The sequence below is a fragment of the Pseudomonas sp. MWU13-2100 genome, assembly GCF_023242365.1.
Classification (GTDB): Bacteria; Pseudomonadota; Gammaproteobacteria; order Pseudomonadales; family Pseudomonadaceae; genus Aquipseudomonas.
Genome location: NZ_JALLIX010000009.1, coordinates 67,126 through 91,805, shown reverse-complemented (window position 1 = coordinate 91,805; position 24,680 = coordinate 67,126). Strand labels below are relative to the sequence as shown.

Annotated in this window: 24 protein-coding genes and 1 pseudogene; 16 read left to right on the top strand and 9 right to left on the bottom strand. The window is 61.2% G+C overall.

What is annotated here, in order from left to right; genetic code table 11:
* Position 1 precedes the first annotated feature (1 nt).
* The 3 genes and pseudogenes from M5B99_RS09010 to M5B99_RS09000 all read left to right on the top strand — a co-directional run.
* Positions 2–1,099: an amino acid ABC transporter permease gene (locus tag M5B99_RS09010; protein WP_248803695.1), complete on the top strand. Its 1,098-nt coding sequence runs from the start codon at positions 2–4 to the stop codon at positions 1,097–1,099.
* 10 nt (positions 1,100–1,109) lie between these two features.
* Positions 1,110–1,874, top strand: a complete 765-nt coding sequence (locus tag M5B99_RS09005; RefSeq protein ID WP_191485564.1) for an amino acid ABC transporter ATP-binding protein — start codon at positions 1,110–1,112, stop codon at positions 1,872–1,874.
* Between the two features lie 326 nt (positions 1,875–2,200).
* Positions 2,201–2,834, top strand: a pseudogene (locus M5B99_RS09000) (reverse transcriptase domain-containing protein); the annotation flags it as partial.
* Between the two features lie 137 nt (positions 2,835–2,971).
* Here the strand turns inward: M5B99_RS09000 and M5B99_RS08995 are convergent.
* Together M5B99_RS08995 and M5B99_RS08990 are read right to left on the bottom strand one after the other, a co-directional pair.
* On the bottom strand, positions 2,972–3,445 hold the full coding sequence (locus tag M5B99_RS08995; RefSeq protein WP_248803694.1) for a type II toxin-antitoxin system MqsA family antitoxin: 474 nt from the start codon (positions 3,443–3,445) through the stop codon (positions 2,972–2,974).
* Positions 3,442–3,753 (bottom strand): type II toxin-antitoxin system MqsR family toxin, encoded by a 312-nt coding sequence (locus M5B99_RS08990; RefSeq protein ID WP_248803693.1) that lies wholly within the window; start codon positions 3,751–3,753, stop codon positions 3,442–3,444. Before M5B99_RS08990 ends, M5B99_RS08995 begins: the two co-directional genes overlap by 4 nt.
* 168 nt (positions 3,754–3,921) lie before the next feature.
* Here M5B99_RS08990 and M5B99_RS08985 point away from each other — a divergent pair, with 168 nt between their 5' ends.
* From M5B99_RS08985 to M5B99_RS08965, 5 genes are all read left to right on the top strand, one after another.
* Positions 3,922–4,581 carry a FadR/GntR family transcriptional regulator gene (locus tag M5B99_RS08985; RefSeq protein ID WP_248803692.1) on the top strand — a complete coding sequence of 220 codons (660 nt, stop codon included), beginning with the start codon at positions 3,922–3,924 and terminating at the stop codon, positions 4,579–4,581.
* Entirely contained in the window at positions 4,571–5,878 is a 1,308-nt protein-coding gene (locus M5B99_RS08980; protein ID WP_248803691.1) for a CynX/NimT family MFS transporter, read from the top strand. Before M5B99_RS08985 ends, M5B99_RS08980 begins: the two co-directional genes overlap by 11 nt.
* 102 nt (positions 5,879–5,980) lie before the next feature.
* On the top strand, positions 5,981–6,451 hold the full coding sequence (locus M5B99_RS08975; protein WP_248803690.1) for a nuclear transport factor 2 family protein: 471 nt from the start codon (positions 5,981–5,983) through the stop codon (positions 6,449–6,451).
* A gap of 46 nt (positions 6,452–6,497) precedes the next feature.
* A complete protein-coding gene (locus tag M5B99_RS08970) occupies positions 6,498–6,827 on the top strand; it encodes a GIY-YIG nuclease family protein (RefSeq protein ID WP_248803689.1) in 330 nt (109 codons plus the stop codon).
* 125 nt (positions 6,828–6,952) lie between these two features.
* Positions 6,953–7,888, top strand: coding sequence for a glutathione S-transferase family protein (locus M5B99_RS08965; protein WP_248803688.1), 936 nt, complete (start codon positions 6,953–6,955; stop codon positions 7,886–7,888).
* 125 nt (positions 7,889–8,013) lie between these two features.
* Here the strand turns inward: M5B99_RS08965 and M5B99_RS08960 are convergent, their stop codons facing one another.
* Both M5B99_RS08960 and yejK read right to left on the bottom strand, forming a co-directional pair.
* Positions 8,014–8,364 carry a glutaredoxin family protein gene (locus M5B99_RS08960; RefSeq protein WP_248803687.1) on the bottom strand — a complete coding sequence of 117 codons (351 nt, stop codon included), beginning with the start codon at positions 8,362–8,364 and terminating at the stop codon, positions 8,014–8,016.
* Positions 8,365–8,367: 3 nt separating this feature from the next.
* Positions 8,368–9,375 (bottom strand): nucleoid-associated protein YejK, encoded by a 1,008-nt coding sequence (gene yejK, locus M5B99_RS08955; RefSeq protein WP_103497043.1) that lies wholly within the window; start codon positions 9,373–9,375, stop codon positions 8,368–8,370.
* A 389-nt stretch (positions 9,376–9,764) separates the two neighbouring features.
* Between yejK and M5B99_RS08950 the strand changes: the two genes are divergently transcribed.
* Positions 9,765–10,046, top strand: coding sequence for an HU family DNA-binding protein (locus M5B99_RS08950; protein ID WP_040064476.1), 282 nt, complete (start codon positions 9,765–9,767; stop codon positions 10,044–10,046).
* A gap of 88 nt (positions 10,047–10,134) precedes the next feature.
* Here the strand turns inward: M5B99_RS08950 and rlmF are convergent, their stop codons facing one another.
* From rlmF to M5B99_RS08925, 5 genes are all read right to left on the bottom strand, one after another.
* Positions 10,135–11,163, bottom strand: coding sequence for a 23S rRNA (adenine(1618)-N(6))-methyltransferase RlmF (gene rlmF / locus M5B99_RS08945; RefSeq protein WP_248803686.1), 1,029 nt, complete (start codon positions 11,161–11,163; stop codon positions 10,135–10,137).
* 238 nt (positions 11,164–11,401) lie between these two features.
* Positions 11,402–14,248, bottom strand: a complete 2,847-nt coding sequence (locus M5B99_RS08940) for a valine--tRNA ligase (protein WP_248803685.1) — start codon at positions 14,246–14,248, stop codon at positions 11,402–11,404.
* Positions 14,249–14,606: 358 nt separating this feature from the next.
* On the bottom strand, positions 14,607–15,023 hold the full coding sequence (locus M5B99_RS08935) for a DNA polymerase III subunit chi (protein WP_248803684.1): 417 nt from the start codon (positions 15,021–15,023) through the stop codon (positions 14,607–14,609).
* Between the two features lie 8 nt (positions 15,024–15,031).
* Positions 15,032–15,460: a DNA polymerase III subunit chi gene (locus M5B99_RS08930; protein WP_248803683.1), complete on the bottom strand. Its 429-nt coding sequence runs from the start codon at positions 15,458–15,460 to the stop codon at positions 15,032–15,034.
* Between the two features lie 57 nt (positions 15,461–15,517).
* Positions 15,518–17,008 carry a leucyl aminopeptidase gene (locus M5B99_RS08925; RefSeq protein ID WP_248803682.1) on the bottom strand — a complete coding sequence of 497 codons (1,491 nt, stop codon included), beginning with the start codon at positions 17,006–17,008 and terminating at the stop codon, positions 15,518–15,520.
* Positions 17,009–17,489: 481 nt separating this feature from the next.
* Between M5B99_RS08925 and lptF the strand changes: the two genes are divergently transcribed.
* From lptF to era, 7 genes are all read left to right on the top strand, one after another.
* Entirely contained in the window at positions 17,490–18,608 is a 1,119-nt protein-coding gene (gene lptF, locus M5B99_RS08920; RefSeq protein ID WP_248803681.1) for an LPS export ABC transporter permease LptF, read from the top strand.
* Complete coding sequence (gene lptG, locus M5B99_RS08915; RefSeq protein ID WP_248803680.1) at positions 18,601–19,662, top strand: LPS export ABC transporter permease LptG; 1,062 nt, start codon at positions 18,601–18,603, stop codon at positions 19,660–19,662. Before lptF ends, lptG begins: the two co-directional genes overlap by 8 nt.
* A 170-nt stretch (positions 19,663–19,832) precedes the next feature.
* A complete protein-coding gene (lepA, locus tag M5B99_RS08910; RefSeq protein ID WP_177099692.1) occupies positions 19,833–21,632 on the top strand; it encodes a translation elongation factor 4 in 1,800 nt (599 codons plus the stop codon).
* Positions 21,633–21,637: 5 nt separating this feature from the next.
* Positions 21,638–22,492 carry a signal peptidase I gene (lepB, locus tag M5B99_RS08905; RefSeq protein WP_248803679.1) on the top strand — a complete coding sequence of 285 codons (855 nt, stop codon included), beginning with the start codon at positions 21,638–21,640 and terminating at the stop codon, positions 22,490–22,492.
* A gap of 61 nt (positions 22,493–22,553) precedes the next feature.
* Positions 22,554–22,931, top strand: coding sequence for a DUF4845 domain-containing protein (locus M5B99_RS08900; protein ID WP_248803757.1), 378 nt, complete (start codon positions 22,554–22,556; stop codon positions 22,929–22,931).
* The gene (gene rnc / locus M5B99_RS08895; RefSeq protein ID WP_103497033.1) at positions 22,928–23,617 is read left to right on the top strand and encodes a ribonuclease III; all 690 of its coding nucleotides are present in this window, start codon (positions 22,928–22,930) and stop codon (positions 23,615–23,617) included. The genes M5B99_RS08900 and rnc overlap by 4 nt, the downstream gene beginning before the upstream one ends.
* Entirely contained in the window at positions 23,610–24,512 is a 903-nt protein-coding gene (gene era / locus M5B99_RS08890) for a GTPase Era (RefSeq protein ID WP_103497032.1), read from the top strand. The genes rnc and era overlap by 8 nt, the downstream gene beginning before the upstream one ends.
* Positions 24,513–24,680 lie beyond the last annotated feature (168 nt).

Below are 24,680 nucleotides of genomic sequence, written 5' to 3'. Positions count from 1 at the left end.
CATGAGTTCGCATACTTTCAAACCTGACATGCCACCGCCGAACAACAGTATCGGTGTGGTGGCGTGGATGCGCGCCAACATGTTCTCCAGCTGGCTCAACACGCTGCTGACCTTGTTTGCCTTCTACCTGATCTACCTGATCGTCCCGCCACTGCTGCACTGGGCCATCCTGGACGCCAACTGGGTCGGCACTTCCCGCGCCGACTGCACCAAGGAAGGTGCCTGCTGGGTATTTATCCAGCAGCGTTTCGGTCAGTTCATGTACGGCTACTACCCGCCCGTGCTGCGCTGGCGTGTGGACGCTACCGTGTTGCTGGCAGTACTCGGTGTGGCGCCGCTGTTCATCTCGCGCTTCCCGCGCAAGGCGATCTACGGCCTGAGCTTTCTGGTGCTGTACCCGATCATCGCTTTCATGCTGTTGCGTGGCGGCGACCTGGGGCTGACCAGTGTTGCCACCAGCCAGTGGGGCGGTCTGATGCTGACATTGGTCATTGCCTCCGTCGGTATCGCCGGGGCCTTGCCGCTGGGGGTTCTACTGGCGCTGGGGCGGCGCTCGAACATGCCAGCGGTAAAGGTCGTCTGCGTGACCTTTATCGAGTTCTGGCGTGGCGTGCCGCTGATCACCGTTTTGTTCATGTCCTCGGTGATGCTGCCGTTGTTTCTACCTGAGGGCATGGACTTCGACAAGTTGCTGCGAGCACTGATCGGGGTGATTCTGTTCCAGTCGGCCTATGTCGCCGAAGTGGTGCGCGGCGGTCTGCAAGCCATTCCCAAGGGCCAGTACGAAGCGGCTGCCGCCATGGGCCTGGGTTACTGGCGCGCGATGGGCCTGGTGATTCTGCCGCAAGCCTTGAAACTGGTTATCCCGGGGATCGTCAACACCGTGATTGCGTTGTTCAAGGACACCAGCCTGGTGATCATCATTGGCCTGTTCGACCTGCTCAACAGCGTCAAGCAAGCCTCCGCCGATCCGAAATGGTTGGGCATGGCCACCGAAGGCTACGTGTTCGCCGCCCTGGTGTTCTGGATTTTCTGTTTTGGTATGTCCCGCTATTCCATGCATTTGGAACGCAAGCTGGACACAGGCCACAAGCGTTAGGAGTTTTTTCATGAGTGAAGCGATCAAACAGCCTGTGGGTCCTGAAGGCATTATTCAGATGCAGGGCGTGAACAAGTGGTACGGCCAGTTCCACGTGTTGAAAGACATCAACCTGAATGTCCGGCAGGGCGAGCGTATCGTCCTCTGCGGTCCGTCGGGGTCGGGCAAGTCCACCACCATCCGCTGCCTCAACCGTCTGGAAGAGCACCAGCAGGGTCGTATCGTGGTCGATGGCGTGGAGCTGACCAACGACCTCAAACAGATCGAAGCGATCCGCCGTGAAGTCGGCATGGTGTTCCAGCACTTCAACCTGTTCCCGCACCTGACCATCCTGCAGAACTGCACCCTGGCGCCGATGTGGGTGCGCAAGATGCCCAAGCGCGAGGCGGAAGAAATCGCCATGCATTATCTGCAGCGCGTGCGTATCCCGGAGCAGGCCCACAAGTTCCCGGGCCAGTTGTCCGGTGGTCAGCAGCAGCGTGTGGCGATTGCCCGTGCCTTGTGCATGAAGCCGAAAATCATGCTGTTCGACGAACCGACCTCGGCGCTCGATCCGGAAATGGTGAAAGAGGTACTGGACACCATGATCGGCCTGGCCGAAGACGGCATGACCATGCTTTGCGTGACCCACGAAATGGGCTTTGCCCGTACCGTGGCCAACCGCGTGATCTTCATGGACAAGGGCGAAATCGTCGAACAGGCGGCGCCGAACGACTTCTTCGACAACCCGCAGAACGATCGGACCAAGCTGTTCCTGAGCCAGATCCTGCATTGATCAGCTCGCGTTGAATGAAAAACCCGGACCTGGTCCGGGTTTTTTTCGCCGTGCGCCAGGCATGGCGCGTTGCGCGCAAGCGCAACCAGCTTGGCTGTGCTGGCTTCGCTGGTGACTTGGAGGTGAAAGTCCTCTACACACCCGGCAAGGGGAAGTGCTAGCCGGAGGCAAGGGTGTCGCGGGTGACTGCGAATCCGAAGGAAGCCCGAGGCAAAATGCTGGCCTGACGAACAGGAAGCGGATAGAGGCGGCGCAGCGGGGTAAGACGGCGGTAATCGTCAAAACCCGATACTTGCACGGAACGCTGCGACGTAGATCCGACAGGCATAAGCAGGAAGGTCGTGCGAACGAACGCGGAGCCGGGCAGGCTGATGGAGCGGGTGCTTGCACCCGCCAACCTCAAGCGTGCGTATCAACGCGTGGTCAGCAACAAGGGCGCGCCGGGTGCCGATGGCATGACGGTCGGGCAATAGGCAGACTACGTGAAACAGTATTGGCCGATCCTCAAGACACGGCTGCTGGCCGGTGAGTATCACCCGCAAGGTGTGCGCGCCGTCGAAATTCCCAAACCCAAAGGCGGAACCCGGCAGTTGGGTATTCCCAGTGTCGTGGATCGCCTGATCCAACAAGCCTTGCTGCAACAGCTCACGCTGATTTTCGATCCCCTGTTCTCGGACTACAGCTACGGCTTTCGTCCGGGCAGAAGCGCTCATCAAGCCATCGAAATAACTCGCGACCATGTGGCGGCGGGACAGCGCTGGTACGTGGAACTCGATCTTGAGAAGTTCTTTGATCGGCTCAACACACGATGTCCTGATGGCTTATGTCGAGCGTCAAATCGAAGACAAGCGAGTGCTCAGGATGATTCGCCGTTACCTCGAAGCGGGTGTTCTGTCGGGCGGGCTGATCGGCCAACGGCAGGAGGGGACGCCGCAAGGCGGCCCGCTGTCGCCGATGCTCTTGGGCTGGTCTCAATACTGGATACGATCAACCGGCTTAGCCGCCTGGCCTGAGCCGCCGTATACGGAACCGTACGTACGGTGGCGTGAGAGGACGGCGGATGTAAATCCGCCTCCTACTCGATTGCGTTTTATCGATCAGGTGAGCGGGTGTTCGCCTTCTCTGGCACTTGATGGATGCCAGGGCTCCTTGCCTTCGCTGATGCTCTTGATGTCGTCGACCAGCTCAGGGTGTCGGTCCAGAAGGCGCATGAGTACGAACAAGGGTTTTGGTGGGTCGATTTCCGCCCTTTCATACCTTGAGAACGCATTGTGTCCACCGCCCGACAGCAGCTCCACCGCTGTGCGTTGAGTGAAGTGAAGTTTGCGACGGATTCGCTTCATCTCATTGGCTACTTCTCGCCTAGACTGATAGATAAGCTCATCGCTGGCGTCTGAATAGCGCTGGGCGCTTCCAGGATCAAGCTCGATCTCCGAGCAGGTCTCGCACTGCCAGCCCGAGAGCGCCGCAACCGGTTTTTTCAATGCCTTGAAGTCGACTTCGAAGTCCCGACCTTCAAACCAGTGCATGGCGTTGTGCGCGCCGCAGCTGACGCAGTTCTGTCGTTTCATGACTCACTCTCCTTGAAGGAGATCACTGGAGGGCCGCCAGCAGGGCGGTAGCTCACTTTTATATAAATCAGTCTACCCAGGAGCGGATAGTGGTAAACGTCCTGCCAGATTCTGTGATCGGCGTAGGTGGTCATTGATTTATAAAGCATCCTTCTTTCCAATGATTCAATGACTTGCAGCATATCGGCGAGGGTGAACCCCATTTTCCTGCCGCCATCCCTGGCGCTTAGCGTGAATGCCGTGGCGCCAAGCCTTGTCACGTCCGTCTTGATCGCCGCCAGATCATAATGAGGTGTTTTCTTTTCCATAAGACACCTTTGATATAGTAGAGCTTAAAATTACCCTTATAGGGTAATTTTTAGATAGGCGGTGGATTCCCCATCTCCTGTAGGAAACGTTGGTTCTTGAACTCGCAGTCAGGTTTGCAGTAACCTTTTGCTCAATTCATCCTATGACTGGATGTCAGGGCGATTTTCATGTCTCAGAGCATTCCCCTTATCAAGCGCTCCCTGGTCGACCAGGCCCTGGAGCAATTGCGCGAGCGCATCAGCCGTGGTGCCTGGGCCGTGGGCGCGCGGTTGCCCACCGAGCCGGAACTGGCCGCGGAGCTGGGCATCAGCCGCAATACCATGCGTGAAGCCCTGCGGGTACTGGCGTTTTCCGGATTGATCGAGATCCGCCAGGGCGACGGCAGCTACCTGCGGGCGACCATCGATCCGCTGACGACCATGCAGGCGTTGTCGCGCTGTTCCCTCGACCAGGCCCGTGAGACCCGGCACAGCTTCGAGGTCGAGGCCGTCGGCCTGGCCGCGTTGCGGCGCACCGAGGAGGATCTCAAGGGTTTGCGCGAGGCCCTGCACACCAGCGGCGACCACTATCACGGCGATCTCGACCGCTACATCAGCTGCGACCTGGCGTTTCACCAGCGTCTGATCGACGCCGCGCACAACCCGATGCTCAGCGAGCTGTACCGTTACTTCTCCAGCGTGATCGCCGGTGCCCTGCGCCAGACCCTGGATATCAGCCCCCGGCGCCAATCGGTGTTCGACCTGCATGTGGCCCTGCTCGAAGCGGTGGAGCAACAGGATCCCGAGCGTGCCAAGGCCTTGTGCCGGAGCTTGATCAATGAACCTTGAAAGCGAGAGCCCCATGTCCCGTGCTCCTGTAGAACCCGGTGTCGCCTCGCAGCCGGTCGAGCTCGATCGACTGCTGATCGACGCCGAGGCCGATGACGATCTGGTCCAGCAGCAACCGCCAGTGTTGCGTCGGCCCTGGCTGTTGCTGCTGGGCTTGGTGCTGGTGGCCCTGAACCTGCGTCCGGCGTTGTCGAGCATGGCGCCGTTGCTCGGCGACGTGTCCCGCAGCCTGGGGTTGTCGGCGGCCAAGGCCGGCCTGTTGACCACTCTGCCGGTACTCTGCCTCGGTCTGGCGGCGCCCCTGGCACCGTTGCTGGCCCGGCGTTTCGGCAGTGAGCGGGTTGTGCTCGGCATTCTGCTGACGCTGGCCGGCGGGATCATCCTGCGCAGTTTCCTGGGCGAGTTCGGCCTGTTTGCCGGCAGTGTGCTGGCTGGCGCGAGCATTGGGGTGATCGGCGTGCTGTTGCCGGGCATCGTCAAGCGCGACTTCGCGAAGCAGGCCGGGACCATGACCGGCGTCTACACCATGGCCCTGTGTCTGGGCGCGGCACTGGCGGCGGGGGCCACGGTGCCGCTGAGCCAGCACTTTGCCGGGAGCTGGTCGATCGGCCTGGGTTTCTGGGTGGTGCCGGCGTTGGTGGCAGCGATTTTCTGGTTGCCGCAAGTGGGGCAGAAACACGGTGCCCATCACGTGTCCTACCGTGTGCGCGGTTTGCTGCGCGATCCGCTGGCCTGGCAGGTGACCCTGTACATGGGCCTGCAATCGTCCCTGGCCTATATCGTTTTCGGCTGGTTGCCCTCGGTGCTGATCGGACGCGGCCTGAGCGCTACCCAAGCGGGGATCGTGCTGTCCGGATCGATTCTGATCCAACTGATCAGCTCATTGGCGACGCCCTGGTTGGCGACGCGAGGCAAGGATCAGCGGCTGGCGATTGTCGTGGTGATGGTGCTGACCTTGGGCGGCCTGTTCGGTTGCCTGTATGCGCCGCTCGAAGGGCTCTGGGGCTGGGCGATCCTGCTCGGTCTGGGGCAGGGCGGGACCTTCAGCCTGGCGCTGACTCTTATCGTGTTGCGCTCGCGCGACGCCCATGTGGCGGCGAACCTGTCGGGCATGGCCCAGGGCATCGGTTACACCCTGGCGTCCATGGGGCCGTTCGCGGTCGGGTTGGTACATGACCTCACCGGTGGCTGGGAGGCGCTGGGCTGGATCTTCGCCGTGATCGGCCTGGGCGCTATTGTCTTCGGCCTCGGTGCCGGTCGGGCGCGTTATGTACAGGTGACCAGCGAAAAACTCTGAAGCACCTCGCACTCCCGGTATTCGGAGCGCGAATGCCGATAGTCAGCCGGGCATTTGCAGACTATCGTGCAGGCGATCCTTTTACCTGCACGGAGCCCGTTCATGAGTGATGCCCACAGCGCGTTGATTACTGAGTTCTATAAAGCGTTCCAACGGCTGGATGCCGAGGCCATGAGTGCCTGCTACACCGAGGATGTGGTGTTCAGTGATCCGGCGTTCGGCGAGTTGCGTGGCCGCGATGCCGGCGACATGTGGCGCATGCTGACCAGTCGGGCCAAGGATTTTTCCCTGACCTTTGACAATGTCCGTGCCGACGAGCGCAGTGGCGGTGCCCACTGGATCGCGACCTACCTGTTCAGCCAGACCGGGAATACCGTGGTCAACGATATCAATGCGCGCTTCGTGTTTCGCGACGGCAAGATTTGCGAGCACCATGACAGCTTCGACTTGTGGCGCTGGTCGCGTCAGGCGCTGGGGACCAAGGGCTTGCTGCTGGGCTGGACGCCGCTGGTCAGGAACGCCGTGCGTGCCCAGGCGTTGAAAGGCTTGAAGGCCTTCCAGGCCAGCCGCTAGGTTCTGCTAAGATCGCGGCCTCGTCAGCGATCAAGCCCTTTGCCACGTGAACATCAGTGAAACGCCCAGTGCCGAAACCGAGCCGGCAGCGCCTGCGGTCAAACCCTGGTTTGTCTATCTGGTGCGCGCCGCCAATGGCTCGCTGTATTGCGGGATCAGCGATGACCCGCAGCGGCGTTTTGCTTCGCATCAGAGTGGCAAGGGCGCGCGCTTCTTCTATTCCAGCCCGGCGATCGCGCTGGTCTATGTGGAGGCCTGTCGCGACAAGGGCGAGGCCCTGCGCCAGGAGCGCCTGATCAAGAAGTTGCGCAAGAGCGCCAAGGAAACCCTGGCGGCTGGCTTCGATTTGGATGCCTTTGCCGCCGGGCGGAAATGAGTCGGGGCGTCTTTCGGTGCTCCGGCAATTGATGCTGTTGATAAGGCAACATCAGGCTTGTCGGGTAGGCCGCCGGCGATTTGCAGGCTAAGCTGCAGGTTCTTATTTGCCCGGCGGACTCCAGCATGTCTGAGTTGATTCTTCATCATTATCCGACCTCTCCCTTTGCCGAAAAGGCCCGCTTGCTGCTGGGGTTCAAAGGGCTCTCTTGGCGCTCGGTGCACATTCCGCCGATGATGCCCAAGCCCGAGCTGACCGCGCTGACCGGTGGCTATCGGAAAACCCCGGTGTTGCAGGTCGGTGCCGATATCTATTGTGACACCGCCTTGATCGCCCGCCGTCTGGAGCAGGAAAAGGCCACGCCGCGGCTGTTCCCCCAGAGTTTGGAAATGGTCGCGGCGACCTTTGCCGCCTGGGCCGATTCGGTGGTGTTCAGTCATGCGGTCAGCCTGGTGTTCCAGCCCGATTCGGTGGCGGTGCGCTTTGCCCGCTTGTCCCCGGAGCAGGTCAAAGACTTCATGATCGACCGTGCCGGCCTGTTCAGCGGCGGCTCGGCGGCGAAGGTCCCGTTGGCGGTGGCCAAGCACCAGTGGCCGGTGTTCATGGCGCGGCTGGAGCAGCAGTTGCAGCATGAGGAGGGCGACTTCCTGCTCGGCGAGCCGTCGATTGCCGATATCGCCATGGCTCATCCGCTGTGGTTCCTCAAGGCGACGCCAGTGACCGCGCCGCTGGTGGATGCCTATCCGGCGGTGGTTGCCTGGCTGGCCCGGGTCATGGCGTTCGGGCACGGCGCCCCGAGTGAGATGACCGCCGAGCAGGCCTTGCAGGTGGCCCGCGAGTCGACGCCGGCGGCGCTTCCTGATGAGCTGTTCAACGATCCGAACGGTTTTGTCGCCGGCCAGTCGGTGATCGTCGCGGCGACCGACTATGGCGTTGATCCGGTGGCGGGCGAGTTGGTGTTTGCCGGTTGCGAAGAGTTGATCGTGCGCCGTGAGGATGAGCGCGCGGGCGTGGTGCATGTGCACTTCCCGCGGCTCGGCTTCAAGATCGAAGCGCTATAGGGTTGAGCACAGCGCAACCCCTGTAGGAGCTGGCTTGCCAGCGATGAGGCCCGTGAGCCTTGTATCGATCTTGCGGCCGCCATTGCCAGCAAGCCGGCTCCGGCACGGTCCGTGTTCGGCGGTGATTATTTCAGTGCGGCGAGGATCGCGTCCGGCTCATAGCCGCGGATCAAGGTGCCGTTCACGTCCAGCATCGGGATCCCTCCGCCGCCCAGGACCTGGTAGGCCTTGCGGGCCTCGGCGTTTTTCTCGATATCGAATTCCTGGTAAGGAATACCTTTCTGGTCGAGAAAGCGCCGGGTCTGCTTGCAGTAACCGCACCAGTCGGTCGCATAGAGCACCACCCGGGCCTTGGCCCGGGTCTGCTCCGAGACCATCTGCCCCGGATTGAACACTCGCTCGATCTTGCCCCAGTTCTGATAAACCACCACCACCAGCAGGATCAGCAGGACCTTCTTCAGCAGGCCTGTAAGCATGACTCAGTCCTTGCGCCGCTTGAGCTGATCGGTCAACTGGGTCGGCAGGCCCTTGATGATCAGGGTCCCGGCTTCTTCGTCATACTCGATCTTCGAACCCAGCAAGTGCGCCTCGAAGCTGATGGACAGGCCTTCGGCGCGGCCGGTGAAGCGGCGGAACTGGTTCAGGGTGCGCTTATCGGCCGGGATTTCCGGCGACAGGCCGTAATCCTTGTTGCGGATATGTTCGTAGAACGCCCGTGGACGATCCTCGTCGATCAGCCCGGAGAGCTCTTCCAGACCCATGGGCTCACCCATTTTCGCCTGGCTGCTGGCGTAGTCCACCAATGTCTTGGTTTTTTCCCGGGCATCTTCCTCAGGCAGGTCTTCGCTTTCGACGAAGTCACTGAAGGCCTTGAGCAGGGTGCGGGTCTCGCCCGGACCGTCGACACCTTCCTGGCAGCCGATAAAGTCGCGGAAATACTCCGAAACCTTTTTCCCGTTCTTGCCTTTGATAAAGGAAATGTACTGTTTGGACTGCTTGTTGTTCTGCCACTCGGACACGTTGATCCGCGCCGCCAGGTGCAACTGGCCCAGGTCCAGGTGGCGCGACGGGGTTACGTCGAGCTCGGCGTTTACCGCCACGCCTTCGCTGTGGTGCAGCAGGGCGATCGCCAGGTAGTCGGTCATGCCTTGCTGGTAGTGGGCGAACAGTACATGACCGCCCACCGAGAGGTTGGACTCCTCCATCAGCTTTTGCAGATGTTCGACGGCAATTCGGCTGAACGCGGTGAAGTCCTTGCCGCCGTCCAGGTACTCCTTCAGCCAGCCGCTGAACGGATGCGCGCCGGACTCGGCATGGAAGAAGCCCCAGGCTTTGCCTTGCTTGGCATTGTAACTTTCGTTGAGGTCGGCAAGCATGTGCTCGATGGCCTGGGATTCGGCCAGTTCAGAGTCACGGGCATGCAGGACCGCGGGGCTGCCGTCGGGTTTTTTGTCGATCAGGTGGACGATGCAATGACGGATCGGCATAGGTCTCTCGGCTGATTTGTCAGGGGGAAGGCGAGCTCCCCGGAAAAGCGCCCAGTGTACCGCACCCACGGGGTGAATCCGTCTTTGCGCGGTCGTTCGGGCAGTGTGAGCGGTTTCAGAGAGCTTTTTTTTCGAAAACGAGCGCAAAAGCTGACCAAATGGCTAGGTAGAGGCGGATATTTCCCCGTCTCTGTGCTAGTTTTGCCCGGTCTTGCGCTCGGTAACGGCGCAAAGCGTGCATTCAGCAGGTGTCACGTCGAACCAAACCCCAAATCTGCTATCTACATCTGCGATCCGTCGTGGTTGTCTGCGGGGGGGCACAAGGCTGGCTCGATGGCTGATACTGCACTCTGCAATCCAAATGAATTTGATAGGGAAGGAACATCTCAATGGCTATTACCAAAGACCAACTGATCGCCGATATCGCCGAAGCTATCGACGCGCCGAAAACTACCGCGCGTGCCGCTCTGGACCAACTGGCCCAGATCGTTGCTGATCAATTGGAAAACGGCGGCGAAATCACTCTGCCAGGCGTTGGCAAACTGAAAGTGACCGAGCGTCCTGCCCGTACCGGCCGTAACCCGTCGACTGGCGCTGCCATCGAAATCCCTGCCAAGAAAGTGATCAAGCTGGTTGTGGCCAAGGTTCTGACCGACGCTGTAAACAAGTAAGATGCACTGAAACCGTGCCCCGGAGTCTATCCGGGCACGGTTTTTTTTCGCCTGTGGAAAAGTGTGGGGCGCCTCAGCGGGGCGTGGTTCAGCTGTTAAGCCGGCTCCAGCGCTCCTGGCGCCACGTTTGCCGCTGCGCCTGATCCTGGAAGGTCCAGGCCACGAAACGGCTCTGTTTCTGCCCCTGGGACATTTCCACCACCTGGCTGTGCAGGGCGCCGGCCTTTTTCAGCGCGCTTTCTATGGCTGGCAGGTTGGAGGCCTTGGACACCAGGGTACTGAACCACAATACCTGTTGGCCCAGGGCGGCGCTTTCGGCGATCAGTTGGGTTACAAAGCGTATTTCACCGCCTTCACACCACAATTCCGACGCTTGTCCGCCGAAGTTCAGTACGGGCAGTCTGCGCTGCGGATCGGCCTTGCCCAGGGCGCGCCATTTGCGCCGGCTGCCGTTTTGCGCTTCGTCCAGGGAGGTGTGGAAGGGTGGATTGCACAGGGTCAGGTCGAAATGCTCGGTGCTTTCCAGCAGGCCGTTGAGGATGTGCTTCGGATTGCCTTGCAGGCGCAGGCCGATGGCCTTGTTCAGGGCGTTGGACTGGACGATGGCCTTGGCCGCGGCCAGGGCGGTGGGATTGATGTCCGAACCGAGAAATTGCCAGCGGTAGTCGCTGTGGCCGATCAGCGGGTAGATGCAGTTGGCGCCGACGCCGATATCCAGCACGCGTACAGCCGCGCCTCGGGGGATCACGCCTTCGTTGTCCTCGGCCAGCAGGTCGGCGAGGAAGTGTACGTAGTCGGCCCGACCTGGCACTGGCGGGCAGAGGAAGTCCGCCGGGATATCCCAGTGGGCGATGCCGTAGAAGGACTTGAGCAGGGCACGGTTGAATACACGCACGGCGGCCGGGTCGGCGAAGTCGATGCTTTCCTTGCCGTAGGGATTGAGAATCATAAAGCGGCCCAGTTCAGGGCAGCCCTTGATCAATTGCGGGAAGTCGTAGCGGCCCTGATGGCGATTGCGCGGGTGCAGACTGGCTTTTTCGCGTGGCTCGACGGCCTTGGCCGGGGGCGCGGGCTTGGGCTTCTTGCGTGGGGCTTTGGGTTTGCTCGGGGCGGTCATGGGCAGGGTCGATTCGGGCAGGGCTTTGATTGGCGGGTATTGTCCCATAAGGACTGTGGGAGCGGTGCTTGCCCGCGAAGCTTTTAGCGGTATCACGGGCCTCTTCGCGGCGGTGCGGCGATCCGACAAGCTCCGTGCCCACCGGTTTTGTGGGGCCTGCAAGAAGTCTGTTCAGGGCTGCATGTGGGCATGAAAAAGGGAGGCCCGAGGGCCTCCCTTTTTCAGTCGATCACCAAGCTTACAGGCTGGCGATCCGCGCATGCTGCTCGGCCAGCTTGCCCAGGGCCTGTTCGGCCTCGGCCAGCTTGGCGCGTTCCTTCTCGATGACTTCGGCCGGGGCCTTGTCGACGAACGCGGCATTCGACAGCTTGCCGCCGACCCGCTGCACTTCACCTTGCAGGCGCTGGATTTCCTTGTCCAGGCGCGCCAGTTCGGCGGCCTTGTCGATCAACCCGGCCATCGGTACCAGCACTTCCATCTCGCCGACCAGGGCGGTCGCGGACAGCGGGGCTTCGTCGCCGGCCGCCAGCACGGTGATCGATTCGAGCTTGGCCAGCTTTTTCAGCAGCTGCTCGTTCTCGCTCAGGCGCCGTTGGTCCTGGGCCTTGACGTTGTTCAGGAACAACGCCAGTGGCTTGCCCGGACCGATATTCATCTCGGCGCGGATGTTACGCACGCCGAGCATCAGGCCCTTGAGCCATTCGATATCGTCTTCGGCAACCGGGTCGATCCGCGCTTCGTTCGCCACCGGCCACGGTTGCAGCATGATGGTCTTGCCCTCGGCACCGACCAGCGGCGCCAGGCGCTGCCAGATTTCCTCGGTGATGAACGGCATGAACGGATGCGCCAGGCGCAGGGCTACTTCCAGCACGCGCACCAAGGTGCGACGGGTGCCGCGCTGGCGTTCGACCGGCGCATTCTCGTCCCACAGCACCGGCTTGGACAGTTCCAGGTACCAGTCGCAATACTGGTTCCAGATGAACTCGTACAAGGCTTGGGCGGCCAGGTCGAAACGGAACTGGTCGAGTTGGCGGGTCACTTCGGCTTCGGTGCGCTGCAACTGCGAGATGATCCAGCGATCGGCCAGGGACAGTTCGAACGCTTCACCGTTCTGGCCGCAGTCTTCGCCCTTGTCGAGCACGTAGCGCGCGGCGTTCCAGATCTTGTTGCAGAAGTTGCGATAACCTTCGACGCGGCCCATGTCGAACTTGATGTCACGACCGGTGGACGCCAGCGAGCAGAAGGTGAAGCGCAGGGCATCGGTGCCGTAGCTGGCGATGCCCTCGGCGAACTCGGCGCGGGTCTGTTTCTCGATGGCTTTCTGCAATTTTGGCTGCATCAGGCCGGTGGTACGCTTCTGCACCAGGGCTTCGAGTTCGATGCCGTCGATGATGTCCAGCGGGTCAAGGACGTTGCCCTTGGACTTGGACATCTTCTGGCCCTGGCCATCACGTACCAGGCCGTGCACGTAGACGGTCTTGAACGGTACCTGCGGGGTGCCGTCCTCGTTCTTCACCAGGTGCATGGTCAGCATGATCATCCGGGCGACCCAGAAGAAAATGATGTCGAAACCGGTCACCAGCACATCGGTGGGGTGGAAGGTCTTGAGGAAGTCGGTCTGTTCCGGCCAGCCCAGGGTCGAGAAGGTCCACAGGCCCGAACTGAACCAGGTGTCGAGGACGTCGTTGTCCTGTTGCAGCGCCACATCCGGGCCGAGGTGGTGCTTGGCCCGTACTTCGGCTTCGTCGCGACCGACATAGACCTTGCCCGACTCGTCGTACCAGGCCGGAATCCGGTGACCCCACCACAGCTGGCGGCTGATGCACCAGTCCTGGATATCGCGCATCCAGGAGAAGTACATGTTTTCATATTGCTTGGGCACGAAGGCGATGCGGCCGTCTTCCACGGCGGCAATGGCCGGCTCGGCCAGAGGTTTGGTCGACACATACCACTGGTCGGTCAGCCACGGTTCGATGATGGTCCCGGAGCGGTCGCCCTTCGGCACTTTCAGGCCGTGGTCGTCAACACTGACCAGCAGGCCGGCGGCCTCGAAGGCGGCAACGATCTGCTTGCGCGCTTCGAAGCGGTCGAGGCCGACGTATTGCGCCGGGATCTTGCCGTCGATGCTGTCGTTCAGCGTGCCGTCGAGGTTGAACACCTGGCAGGCCGGCAGGATGGCGGCGTTCTTGTCGAAGATGTTCAGCAGCGGCAGGTTGTGCCGCTTGCCGACTTCATAGTCGTTGAAGTCGTGGGCCGGGGTGATCTTCACGCAGCCGGTGCCGAATTCAGGGTCGCAGTAGTCGTCGGCGATGATCGGGATGCGGCGGCCGACCAGCGGCAGCTCGACAAATTTGCCGATCAGCGCTTTGTAGCGTTCGTCTTGCGGGTTTACCGCCACGGCCGAGTCGCCGAGCATGGTTTCCGGGCGAGTGGTGGCGACGATCAGGTGATCCAGGCCGTCGGCGGTCTTGGCGCCGTCAGCCAGTGGATAACGCAGGTTCCAGAGGAAACCTTTCTCGTCGTGGTTTTCCACTTCGAGGTCGGAGATCGCCGTGTGCAGCTTGGTGTCCCAGTTGACCAGACGCTTGCCGCGATAGATCAGGCCGTCTTCGTGCAGGCGCACAAAGGCTTCCTTGACCGCTTCCGAGAGGCCGTCGTCCATGGTGAAACGCTCGCGGCTCCAGTCCACGGACGAACCGAGTCGGCGGATCTGCCGGCTGATGTTGCCACCGGATTGATCCTTCCATTCCCAGACCTTTTCCAGGAATTTCTCGCGGCCCAGGTCATGGCGGCTCTGGCCCTGGGCTTCGAGTTGGCGCTCCACCAGCATCTGCGTGGCGATCCCGGCGTGGTCGGTGCCCGGCTGCCACAGGGTGTTGCGCCCCTGCATGCGGCGGAAACGGATCAGGGCGTCCATGATCGCGTTATTGAAACCGTGGCCCATGTGCAGGCTGCCGGTGACGTTCGGCGGCGGGATCATGATGGTGTAGGCGTCGCCGGTACCTTGCGGGGCGAAATAATTCTCGGACTCCCAGGTCTGGTACCAGGAAGTTTCAATGGCGTGCGGCTGGTAGGTCTTATCCATGCGCGGCGGGACCCTTAGGCATTAATTCAGGAAAGCCGGCAAGTATAACGGGGATATGGCGCGGGGCGTAGAGCGAGGTGAGGGCGGCTGGCACAAAAATGCCCGCTGGCGGGCCAGTCTCGGTCAGCTCAGAGCGTTTGAAGCCGAGCGCGGTCCTGTGGCGAGCGGGCTTGCCCGCGTTCGGCTGCGCAGCAGTCGTATAACTGGCCACCTCGCTGTACCTGATACACCGCAATCGCTGGTTTTAGGGCCGCTTCGCAGCCCAGCGCGGGCAAGCCCGCTCGCCACAGATCCTGGTCAGGCTTGAGAGCGTTGTGGAGGGGGAAAGCCCTGCTTCTACCAAGAAGGGCGAATGGGGTCAGGAAGGATATTGGCTGAGCAGGCGTTCCATGCGGGCATCCAGGCGACGCTTGATCTCGGTCTCGATATGCGGGGCGAAGTCGTCGATCACGTCCTGCATGATCAATTGCGCGGCGGCGCGCAGTTCGCTGTCCAGATGCAGCAGGGCGTCCTGGCTCTTCTGTTTGGCCGGTTCCGCCGCGACGACTGGCGGTGCCGGTTTGGGCTCGACCACCGGCGTGGCAACCACCTCGGGCTGCACCTCGACCTTGGTTTTATTACCTACCATGTCGAACAACAGGGGGATCTGTCCTTCACTGGCGACCGTTTCGGTCAGTAGCGGCGGTTGCAAGGTGTCGTCGCCCAGCAGTTTGCGGATCGATTCGAGCTCGTCCAGCAGGGGCGCGGCTTTTTGGGGCTGTTTTGGAGTGTCCATCGGGGTGCTCAAAGTCGCTGTAGACGGTGATCTTGCAGAGGATAGCCCTGTTCGCGGTAGAAGCGGAAACTCTCCCGCGCCGCTTGACGAATAGCCGGGTCTTCGACCACCACTTCCGCCACGCGGGCAAAGCGCGAAGCAAACGGCGGTACCTTCATATCGAGGTTCACCAGCAGGTCCTGATGCGTGCCAGGATCTTCGCCCAGGCCCAGGACCACGCGGCCTTCCGGTTCGTTTTCCGCCGGGCCGTGGGGAATGAAGCTTTCGCCCTTGAACTGCCACAGGCGGGCGTCCAGGTCGTCGCGCTGGGCGCTGTCGCGGCAATGCAGGTAGACCTTGTGTCCCAGGCGCCAGGCCTTTTCGGTCAGCTTGCAGGCAAAATCCAGGCGTGCCGAAGGATCCGCGCTGGGAAGGATATAGAAGTCGACTTGGGTCATAGAGGATTCCGGATTCCGGGCGCCGTCATTGGTCGACGCCGCCCGGCAGGCTCAGGTTCAGGCCTTGGCGCGGTCCAGCAGGTACTGGGTCAGCAGGGGCACCGGACGGCCGGTGGCGCCCTTGTCCTTGCCGCCGCTGGTCCAGGCGGTGCCGGCGATGTCCAGGTGCGCCCAGTTGAACTGCTTGGCGAAGCGCGACAGGAAGCAGGCCGCGGTGATGGTCCCGGCTTTCGGCCCGCCAATGTTGGCGATGTCGGCGAACGGACTGTCCAGCTGTTCCTGGTACTCGTCGAACAGCGGCAGTTGCCAGGCGCGGTCGTCAGCCTGGCGGCCGGCGCTGAGCAGTTGCTCGATCAGTTCGTCGTTGTTGCCCAGCAGGCCCGAGGTATGGGCGCCGAGGGCGACCACGCAGGCGCCGGTCAGGGTGGCGATATCGATCACCGCCTGCGGCTTGAAGCGTTCGGCGTAGGTCAGGGCATCGCACAGCACCAGACGGCCTTCGGCGTCGGTGTTGAGGATTTCCACGGTCTGACCGCTGAGGGTGGTGACGATGTCGCCCGGACGGGTCGCGCTACCGCTCGGCATGTTCTCGGCGCAGGCGAGGATGCACACCAGGTTGATCGGCAGTTGCAGGGCGAGCACGGCGTGCAGGGTGCCGAATACGCTGGCGGCACCGCCCATGTCGTATTTCATCTCGTCCATGCCCAGGCCCGGCTTGAGGCTGATGCCGCCGGTGTCGAAGGTGATGCCCTTGCCGACCAGGGCGAACGGCTTCTCGGATTTCTTGCCGCCGTTGTATTGCATGACGATCAGGCGTGGCGGCTGGTCGCTGCCCTGGCCCACGGCGTAGAACGAGCCCATGCCCAGTTCCTTGATCTTCTTCTCGTCAAGGACCTCGACCTTCAGGCCTTTGTTCGCCTTGCCGAGGTTCTTCGCCTGTTCGGCGAGATAGCTCGGGTGGCAGATGTTCGGTGGCAGGTTGCCCAGGTCGCGGGTGAAGGCCATGCCGCCGGCGATGGCGCGGGCGTGGCTGACGGCGCGTTCGACTTCGGCTTGCGCGGCCTTGATGGTCACCAGGGTGATTTTCTTCAGGGTGCGCGGTTCGGCCTTCTGGCTCTTGAACTGGTCGAAGCTGTATTCACCGTCCAGCAGGCTTTCGGCCAGTAGGCGGGTCTTGCCGTAGCTGTCGCGGCCCTTGACCACGACTTCGTCGAGGGCCAGCACGGCATCGCTGCCGCCCAGGCTCTTGAGGGTGGCGAGGATCGAGGCAACGGCTTTGCGGAACGGACGGTCGCCGAGTTCGGCGTCCTTGCCCACGCCCACCAGCAGCACGCGTTCGGCCTTGAGGTTGGGCAGGCTTTGCAGTAGCAGGCTCTGGCCGACTTTGCCGGCCAGGTCGCCGCGCTTGAGGATGGCGCTGATGGCGCCGCCGCTGAGTTCGTCGACTTTGCTGGCGACCGCGCCGAGTTTGCGGCCTTCGCCGACGGCGAGTACCAGGGTGGCGGTTTTCAACGTTTCTGGGCTGACGCTTTTTACAACCAGTTCCATGTCCGGGTCCCTGAATATTAAGGTCAAAGGGCACAGAGACAGCTCTGCGCCGGGGCGAGGCGACGCAATGGCGTGGCCTTCGGCAAAGGCCGCAGTTTGAACCTCGCCGCTGGCCGGGGGCAAGCCCCAATACCGAAGGCAAAGCTGTTCGTTTTAAGGGGGCGTAATCTGAAACGTGCAAGATAACCCGTGGGAGCGGCGCTTGTCGGGACGCCGCACCGCCGCGAAGCTTTTGGTGACCTTTGGGGCCTCTTCGCGGATAAATCCGGCTCCCACAATGCTCGGGGTCAAGTCAGGAGTTTGCCTACGACTGAATGCGGCATTGCAATAAGGCGGGTGCTGTAGGCAAGTGCGCAGTGACAGCCGGGAGCAATCACAGGATAATGCGCCTCTTTTAGACAGCCCGCCGCGGCGGGCCATCTGTCGGTGCCTATGTTTGCTTGTTCGGCCACCTTAGCCTGACAACCCTGGAGTGTCTGGTTTGATTGTTTTTCGTTATCTGTCCCGCGAAGTCTTGATTACCTTGAGTGCGGTAAGCGCCGTGTTGCTGGTCATCACCATGAGCGGACGCTTCGTCAAGTTCCTGGCCCAGGCCGCCTCCGGCCAACTGGATCCGGGTTCGCTATTCCTGATCATGGGCTTCCGCCTGCCCGGTTTCCTCCAGCTGATCCTGCCGCTGGGGCTGTTCCTCGGGATTCTGCTGGCCTACGGACGGCTCTATCTCGAAAGTGAGATGACCGTGCTGTCCGCCACCGGCATGAGCCAGCAGCGCCTGTTGGGCATGACCATGGCGCCGGCACTGCTGGTAGCCGTGCTCGTTGCCTGGATCAGCCTGAGCCTGGCGCCCAAGGGTGCCCTGCAATTCCAGTTGCTGCTCAACCAGCAGGACGCGATGACCGAATTCGACACCCTGGTGCCCGGCCGCTTCCAGGAGCTCAACGACGGCTCGCGGGTCACCTATACCGAGCAACTCTCCGATGACCGGGCAAACCTGGGGGGGGTGTTCATCTCGGAAAAGCGCTTCGGTGTGAACAAGAAGGACCGTGGCATTTCCGTGCTGGTGGCCGAGAAAGGTCGTCAGGAAGTGCGCAAGGATGGCAATCGCTACCTGATCCTGGAAAACGGCTATCGCTATGATGGCAGTCCGGGCATGGCTGATTACCGGGCGATCAAGTACGACACCTACGGCGTCATGTTGCCCAAACCCGAAATCAGCGAAGAAGTCACCGACCGCGATGCGATGATGACCTCAAGCCTGCTCGGCAATCCGGATCTGAAGGCGGTCGCCGAATTGCAATGGCGTCTTTCCCTGCCGTTGCTGGTGTTTATCGTGACCCTGATGGCCGTGCCGTTGTCGCGGGTCAACCCGCGCCAGGGGCGTTTCCTCAAGCTGCTGCCGGCGATCCTCCTTTATATGGCCTACCTGACCATGCTGATTTCGGCCCGTGGCGCGCTGGAGAAAGGCAGCTTGTCACCGCTGTTGGGCATGTGGTGGGTGCACGGCCTGTTCCTGGTCATCGGCCTGGCGCTGCTGTATTGGGAACCCCTGCGTTTGAAACTGGCGAGTCGTCGCACTGTGAAGGAGATGGCTCGTGGGTAAGCTCGATCGCTACATCGGTAGCAGTGTGTTCATGGCGATTCTCGCCGTACTGGGAATCATCCTCGGGCTGGCCTCGCTGTTTGCCTTTATCGATGAGATGGGCAGCATCTCCGATACCTATACCTTGGGCAATGTGCTCAGCTTCGTGGCGCTCACGGCGCCGCGCCGGGTCTACGACATGTTGCCGATGGCCGGCCTGATCGGCTGTCTGATCGGCCTGGGCAGCCTGGCCAGCAACAGCGAATTGACCATCATGCGCGCGGCGGGCGTCTCCGTCGGGCGTATCGTCTGGGCAGTGATGAAGCCGATGCTGGTATTGATGCTGGTCGGCGTGCTGGTCGGCGAGTATGTCGCCCCGGCCACCGAGAGCAAGGCCCAGGCGGCCAAGGCCCTGGCCCAGGGGTCGGGGGATGCGCAAAGCTCGCGCAACGGCCTGTGGCATCGCCAGGGTGACGAGTTCATCCATATCAACGCCGTGCAGCCCAACGGCCTGCTTTACGGTGTGACCCGCTATCACTTCGACAGCGAGCGGCACATGCTGTCGTCGAGTTTTGCCAAGAAGGCCCACTTCGACAACGACCTCTGGACACTGACGGACGTCACCACCACCTATTTCCGCGACGGTCGCACCGAAGTGATCAATGTACCGGAAGAGCGCTGGGACGTGGCCTTGAGCCCGAACCTGCTGAGCACCGTGGTGATGGTGCCCGAGGCCCTGTCGATCAGTGGCCTGTGGAGCTACATCCACTACCTGGCGGACCAGGGCCTGGCCAACGGTCGCTACTGGCTGGCGTTCTGGGTCAAGGTCCTGCAACCCTTGGTGACCGCGGCGCTGGTGTTGATGGCGATTTCCTTCATCTTCGGCCCGCTGCGTTCGGTTACCCTCGGGCAGCGGGTGTTCACCGGCGTGCTGGTGGGCTTCACCTTCCGCATCGCCCAGGACCTGCTCGGGCCTTCGAGCCTGGTATTCGGTTTCTCGCCGCTGCTGGCGGTGGTGGTGCCGGCGGCGTTCTGCGCGGTGGCCGGTGTCTGGCTGTTGCGTCGGGCCGGATGATGCGGCGATCGAGCGGTAAATGATCCAGGAAAAAGCCTCTGTCCAGTGACCGAGGCTTTTTTGTCCGTGCCGCCGGGCCTGTTAACGTGACGCCCTGGCCGCGCATCAGGTACAATTCCCGGCTATTTTTCGGCGGGCAGTCTGCCTGCAACCTTTTTGAGTGTTGACCTGTGAGTGATTTGAGTCATATCCGCAATTTCTCCATCATCGCCCACATTGACCATGGCAAGTCGACTCTGGCCGATCGCTTCATCCAGATGTGCGGCGGCCTTGCCGAGCGCGAGATGGAAGCGCAGGTGCTGGACTCCATGGACCTCGAGCGCGAGCGCGGGATCACTATCAAGGCCCATAGCGTTACCCTGTACTACAAAGCTCGTGACGGCATCACCTATCAGCTGAACTTCATCGACACCCCCGGCCACGTTGACTTCACTTATGAAGTCAGCCGTTCCCTGGCGGCCTGTGAAGGTGCGTTGCTGGTGGTGGACGCCGGCCAGGGTGTCGAAGCCCAGTCCGTTGCCAACTGCTATACCGCTATCGAGCAGGGCCTGGAAGTCATGCCGGTGCTGAACAAGATCGACCTGCCCCAGGCCGATCCGGACCGCGTGAAGGAAGAAATCGAGAAGATCATCGGTATCGACGCCACCGACGCCGTCACCTGCAGCGCCAAGACCGGCCTGGGGGTCGACGAAGTGCTCGAGCGCCTGGTGACCACCATTCCCGCGCCGACCGGCAATATCGAAGATCCGCTGCAGGCGTTGATCATCGACTCCTGGTTCGACAACTACCTGGGCGTCGTGTCCCTGGTGCGCGTGCGCCACGGCCGCGTGAAGAAGGGCGACAAGATCCTGGTCAAGTCCACCGGCAAGATGCACCTGGTGGACAGCGTCGGTGTGTTCAACCCGAAACACACCGCCACCGTCGACCTGAAGGCCGGCGAAGTGGGCTTTATCATCGCCGGTATCAAGGACATCCACGGTGCGCCGGTGGGTGACACCCTGACCCTGAGCACTACCCCTGATGTCGACGTGCTGCCAGGCTTCAAACGCATCCAGCCGCAGGTCTACGCCGGCCTGTTCCCGGTCAGCTCCGACGATTTCGAAGACTTCCGCGAAGCCCTGCAAAAGCTCACGCTGAACGACTCCTCGCTGCAGTACACCCCGGAAAGCTCCGACGCCCTGGGCTTCGGCTTCCGTTGCGGGTTCCTCGGCATGCTGCACATGGAGATCATCCAGGAGCGCCTGGAGCGCGAATACGACCTGGACCTGATCACCACCGCGCCGACGGTAATCTTCGAGCTGCTGCTCAAGAACGGCGAAACCATTTACGTCGACAACCCGTCCAAGCTGCCGGACCTGTCGGCCATCGAGGATATGCGCGAACCGATCGTCCGGGCGAATATTCTTGTACCGCAGGAGCACCTGGGCAACGTCATTACCCTGTGCATCGAGAAGCGTGGCATCCAGCACGACATGCTGTTCCTCGGTTCGCAGGTGCAGGTGACCTACGATTTGCCGATGAACGAAGTGGTCCTGGACTTCTTTGACCGTCTCAAATCCACCAGTCGCGGCTATGCTTCGCTGGACTACCATTTTGATCGTTACCAGTCGGCCAATCTGGTCAAGCTGGATGTCCTGATCAACGGTGAAAAGGTCGACGCGCTGGCGCTGATCGTGCATCGTGATAACGCGCATTACAAAGGTCGTGCGTTGACCGAGAAGATGAAAGAACTGATTCCTCGTCAGATGTTCGACGTTGCCATCCAGGCCGCCATTGGCGGGCAGATCGTGGCGCGGACTACTGTCAAGGCCCTCAGAAAGAACGTACTGGCCAAATGCTATGGCGGCGACGTCAGCCGTAAGCGCAAGCTGTTGGAAAAGCAAAAGGCCGGTAAGAAACGCATGAAGCAAGTGGGCAACGTGGAAATTCCACAGGAAGCCTTTCTTGCAGTGCTCAGGTTGGATAGTTAGGTCCTATGTCACTAAATTTCCCGCTGTTGCTGGTCATCGCCGTCGCCGTCTGTGGTGTGTTGGCGTTGTTCGATCTGGTCTTTCTGGCGCCTCGTCGGCGTTCCGCTATCGCAGCCTATCGGGGCAGCGTGACGCAGCCCGATGGCGATGTGGTCGAAAAGCTGAACAAGGAGCCTTTGCTGGTTGAATACGGCAAATCCTTCTTCCCGGTGTTGTTCATCGTGCTGGTACTGCGTTCGTTCCTGGTGGAGCCGTTCCAGATTCCGTCCGGCTCGATGAAACCGACCCTGGATGTCGGCGACTTCATCCTGGTGAACAAGTTTTCCTATGGGATTCGCTTGCCGGTGATCGACAAGAAGGTCATCGAAGTCGGTGATCCGCAGCGCGGCGATGTGATGGTGTTCCGCTACCCAAGCGACCCCAACGTCAACTACATCAAGCGTGTAGTCGGCTTGCCGGGCGATGTGGTGCGCTACACCAGTGACAAGAAGCTGTTCGTCAACGGCCAGTCGGTGGCTGAACAGCTGGTCGGCGCCGAGCCGGGCATGTTGGGCAGTGCCGAGCTCTATAAAGAGCAACTGGGCGCCGCCGAGCACCTGATCCGCAAGGAAATGGGCCGCTACCGCGCGCCGCCTGATCACGAGTGGAAGGTCCCTGCGGGCCACTACTTCATGATGGGCGACAACCGCGACAACTCCAACGACAGTCGCTACTGGGATGATCCGAATATTCCCAAGGAGCTGCTGGGCATGGTTCCCGACGAGAACATCGTCGGCAAGGCCTTCGCGGTCTGGATGAGCTGGCCTGAACCGAAACTCAGCCACTTCCCGAATTTTTCCCGGGTCGGTCTGATCAAGTAACCAAACCCGGCGCTGTGCACACAGCGCCGAGTGCTTTTTCAGGTGCCGCAGTACCATGAAGATGACATCTGCTCGCTCGCAAAAAGGCCTGTCGTTTTTTGGCTGGTTACTGACCCTGGCCCTGGTGGCTTTTGCCGCCAGCGTGGCGTTGAAGCTGGTCCCGCATTACCTCGACTATATGTCGATGAAGAAAATCATCATGTCGGTGGAAACCGACAAGGCGGCGGATATCACCACCGTCAACGACTTTTATACCCATGTTACCCGCGGCATGCAGGTCAACAGTATTCAGGATTTGGATTTGAACAAGGTGTTAAGCGTGACGTTGGAGAACAACCGGTTCCTCGCGCACTTGAAATATGAGCAGCGTGATCCGCTGATCCAGAACATCGATCTGGTGGTCAAGTTCGACCACGAATTCAGCGTGGCCAAACCGTGAGCGTGTCTTTGAGTCGTCTCGAGCGCCAGCTCGGCTATACCTTCAAGGATCAGGAGCTGATGCTCCTGGCCCTGACTCACCGCAGTTTTGCCGGGCGCAACAATGAGCGCCTGGAATTCCTCGGTGATGCCATTCTCAACTTCGTCGCCGGCGAGGCGCTGTTCGAGCGTTTCCCCCAGGCTCGCGAAGGCCAGTTGTCGCGTTTGCGCGCGCGCCTGGTGAAAGGTGAAACACTGGCGGTGCTGGCTCGTGGTTTCGAGTTGGGCGAGTACCTGCGCCTGGGCTCCGGTGAATTGAAAAGCGGTGGTTTCCGCCGCGAGTCGATTCTCGCCGATGCCCTGGAAGCGCTGATCGGTGCGATTTACCTGGATGCCGGCATGGAAGCGGCCCGGGACCGGGTGCTGGCCTGGCTGACCTCGGAGTTTGACAGCCTGACGCTGGTGGACACCAACAAGGACCCCAAGACCCGGCTGCAGGAGTTTCTCCAGTCCCGGGCCTGCGACCTGCCGCGTTACGAAGTGGTGGATATCCAGGGTGAGCCGCATTGCCGGACCTTCTTCGTCGAGTGCGAGATCACCCTATTGAATGAAAAAAGCCGAGGACAGGGCGTGAGCCGTCGTATTGCCGAACAGGTAGCGGCCGCATCAGCACTGATTGCCCTGGGCGTGGAGAATGGTAATGACTGATTCAACGGCAACACGCTGCGGCTACGTCGCCATCGTCGGCCGGCCGAACGTGGGCAAGTCCACGCTGCTGAACCATATCCTCGGGCAGAAACTGGCGATCACCTCGCGCAAGCCCCAGACCACTCGCCACAACATGCTCGGGATCAAGACCGAAGGCACCGTGCAGGCGGTCTACGTGGATACCCCCGGTATGCACAAGGGCGGCGAAAAGGCCCTCAACCGCTACATGAACAAGACCGCTTCGGCGGCGTTGAAAGACGTCGACGTGGTGATCTTCGTGGTCGACCGTACTCGCTGGACCGATGAGGACCAGATGGTCCTGGAGCGCATCCAGTACGTCGAAGGCCCGGTGATCGTGGCCTTGAACAAGACCGACCGGATCGAGGACAAGGCCGAGCTGATGCCGCACCTGACCTGGTTGCAGGAACAGTTGCCCAAGGCGCAGATCGTGCCGATCTCGGCGCAGCACGGGCACAACCTCGAGCATCTGGAAAGCCTGATCGCCACGCACCTGCCGGAAAACGAGCACTTTTTCCCGGAAGACCAGATCACCGACCGCAGCAGCCGTTTCCTCGCGGCGGAACTGGTGCGTGAGAAAATCATGCGTCAGATGGGTGCCGAGCTGCCTTACCAGATCACCGTGGAAATCGAAGAGTTCAAGCAGCAGGGGAAGACCCTGCACATCCATGCGCTGATCCTCGTCGAACGTGACGGCCAGAAGAAGATCATCATTGGCGACAAGGGCGAGCGCATCAAGCGCATCGGCACCGAGGCGCGCAAGGATATGGAGCTGCTGTTCGATTCGAAGATCATGCTCAACCTGTGGGTCAAGGTGAAGGGCGGCTGGTCCGATGACGAGCGTGCCCTGCGTTCGTTGGGTTACGGCGACCTGTAATCGGGTTGTTCGAGCGCTCCCTGGCGGAGCGCGATCATTGTGGGAGCAGAGCTTGCTCGCGAAGAGGTCTGTGAGAGCGCTAAAAGCTTCGCGGGCAAGCACCGCTCCCACACAAGCACCTTCCCCACAAGTCAGGTGTTCGGGCTAGGGTTGAGCTAAGGCCTCTTG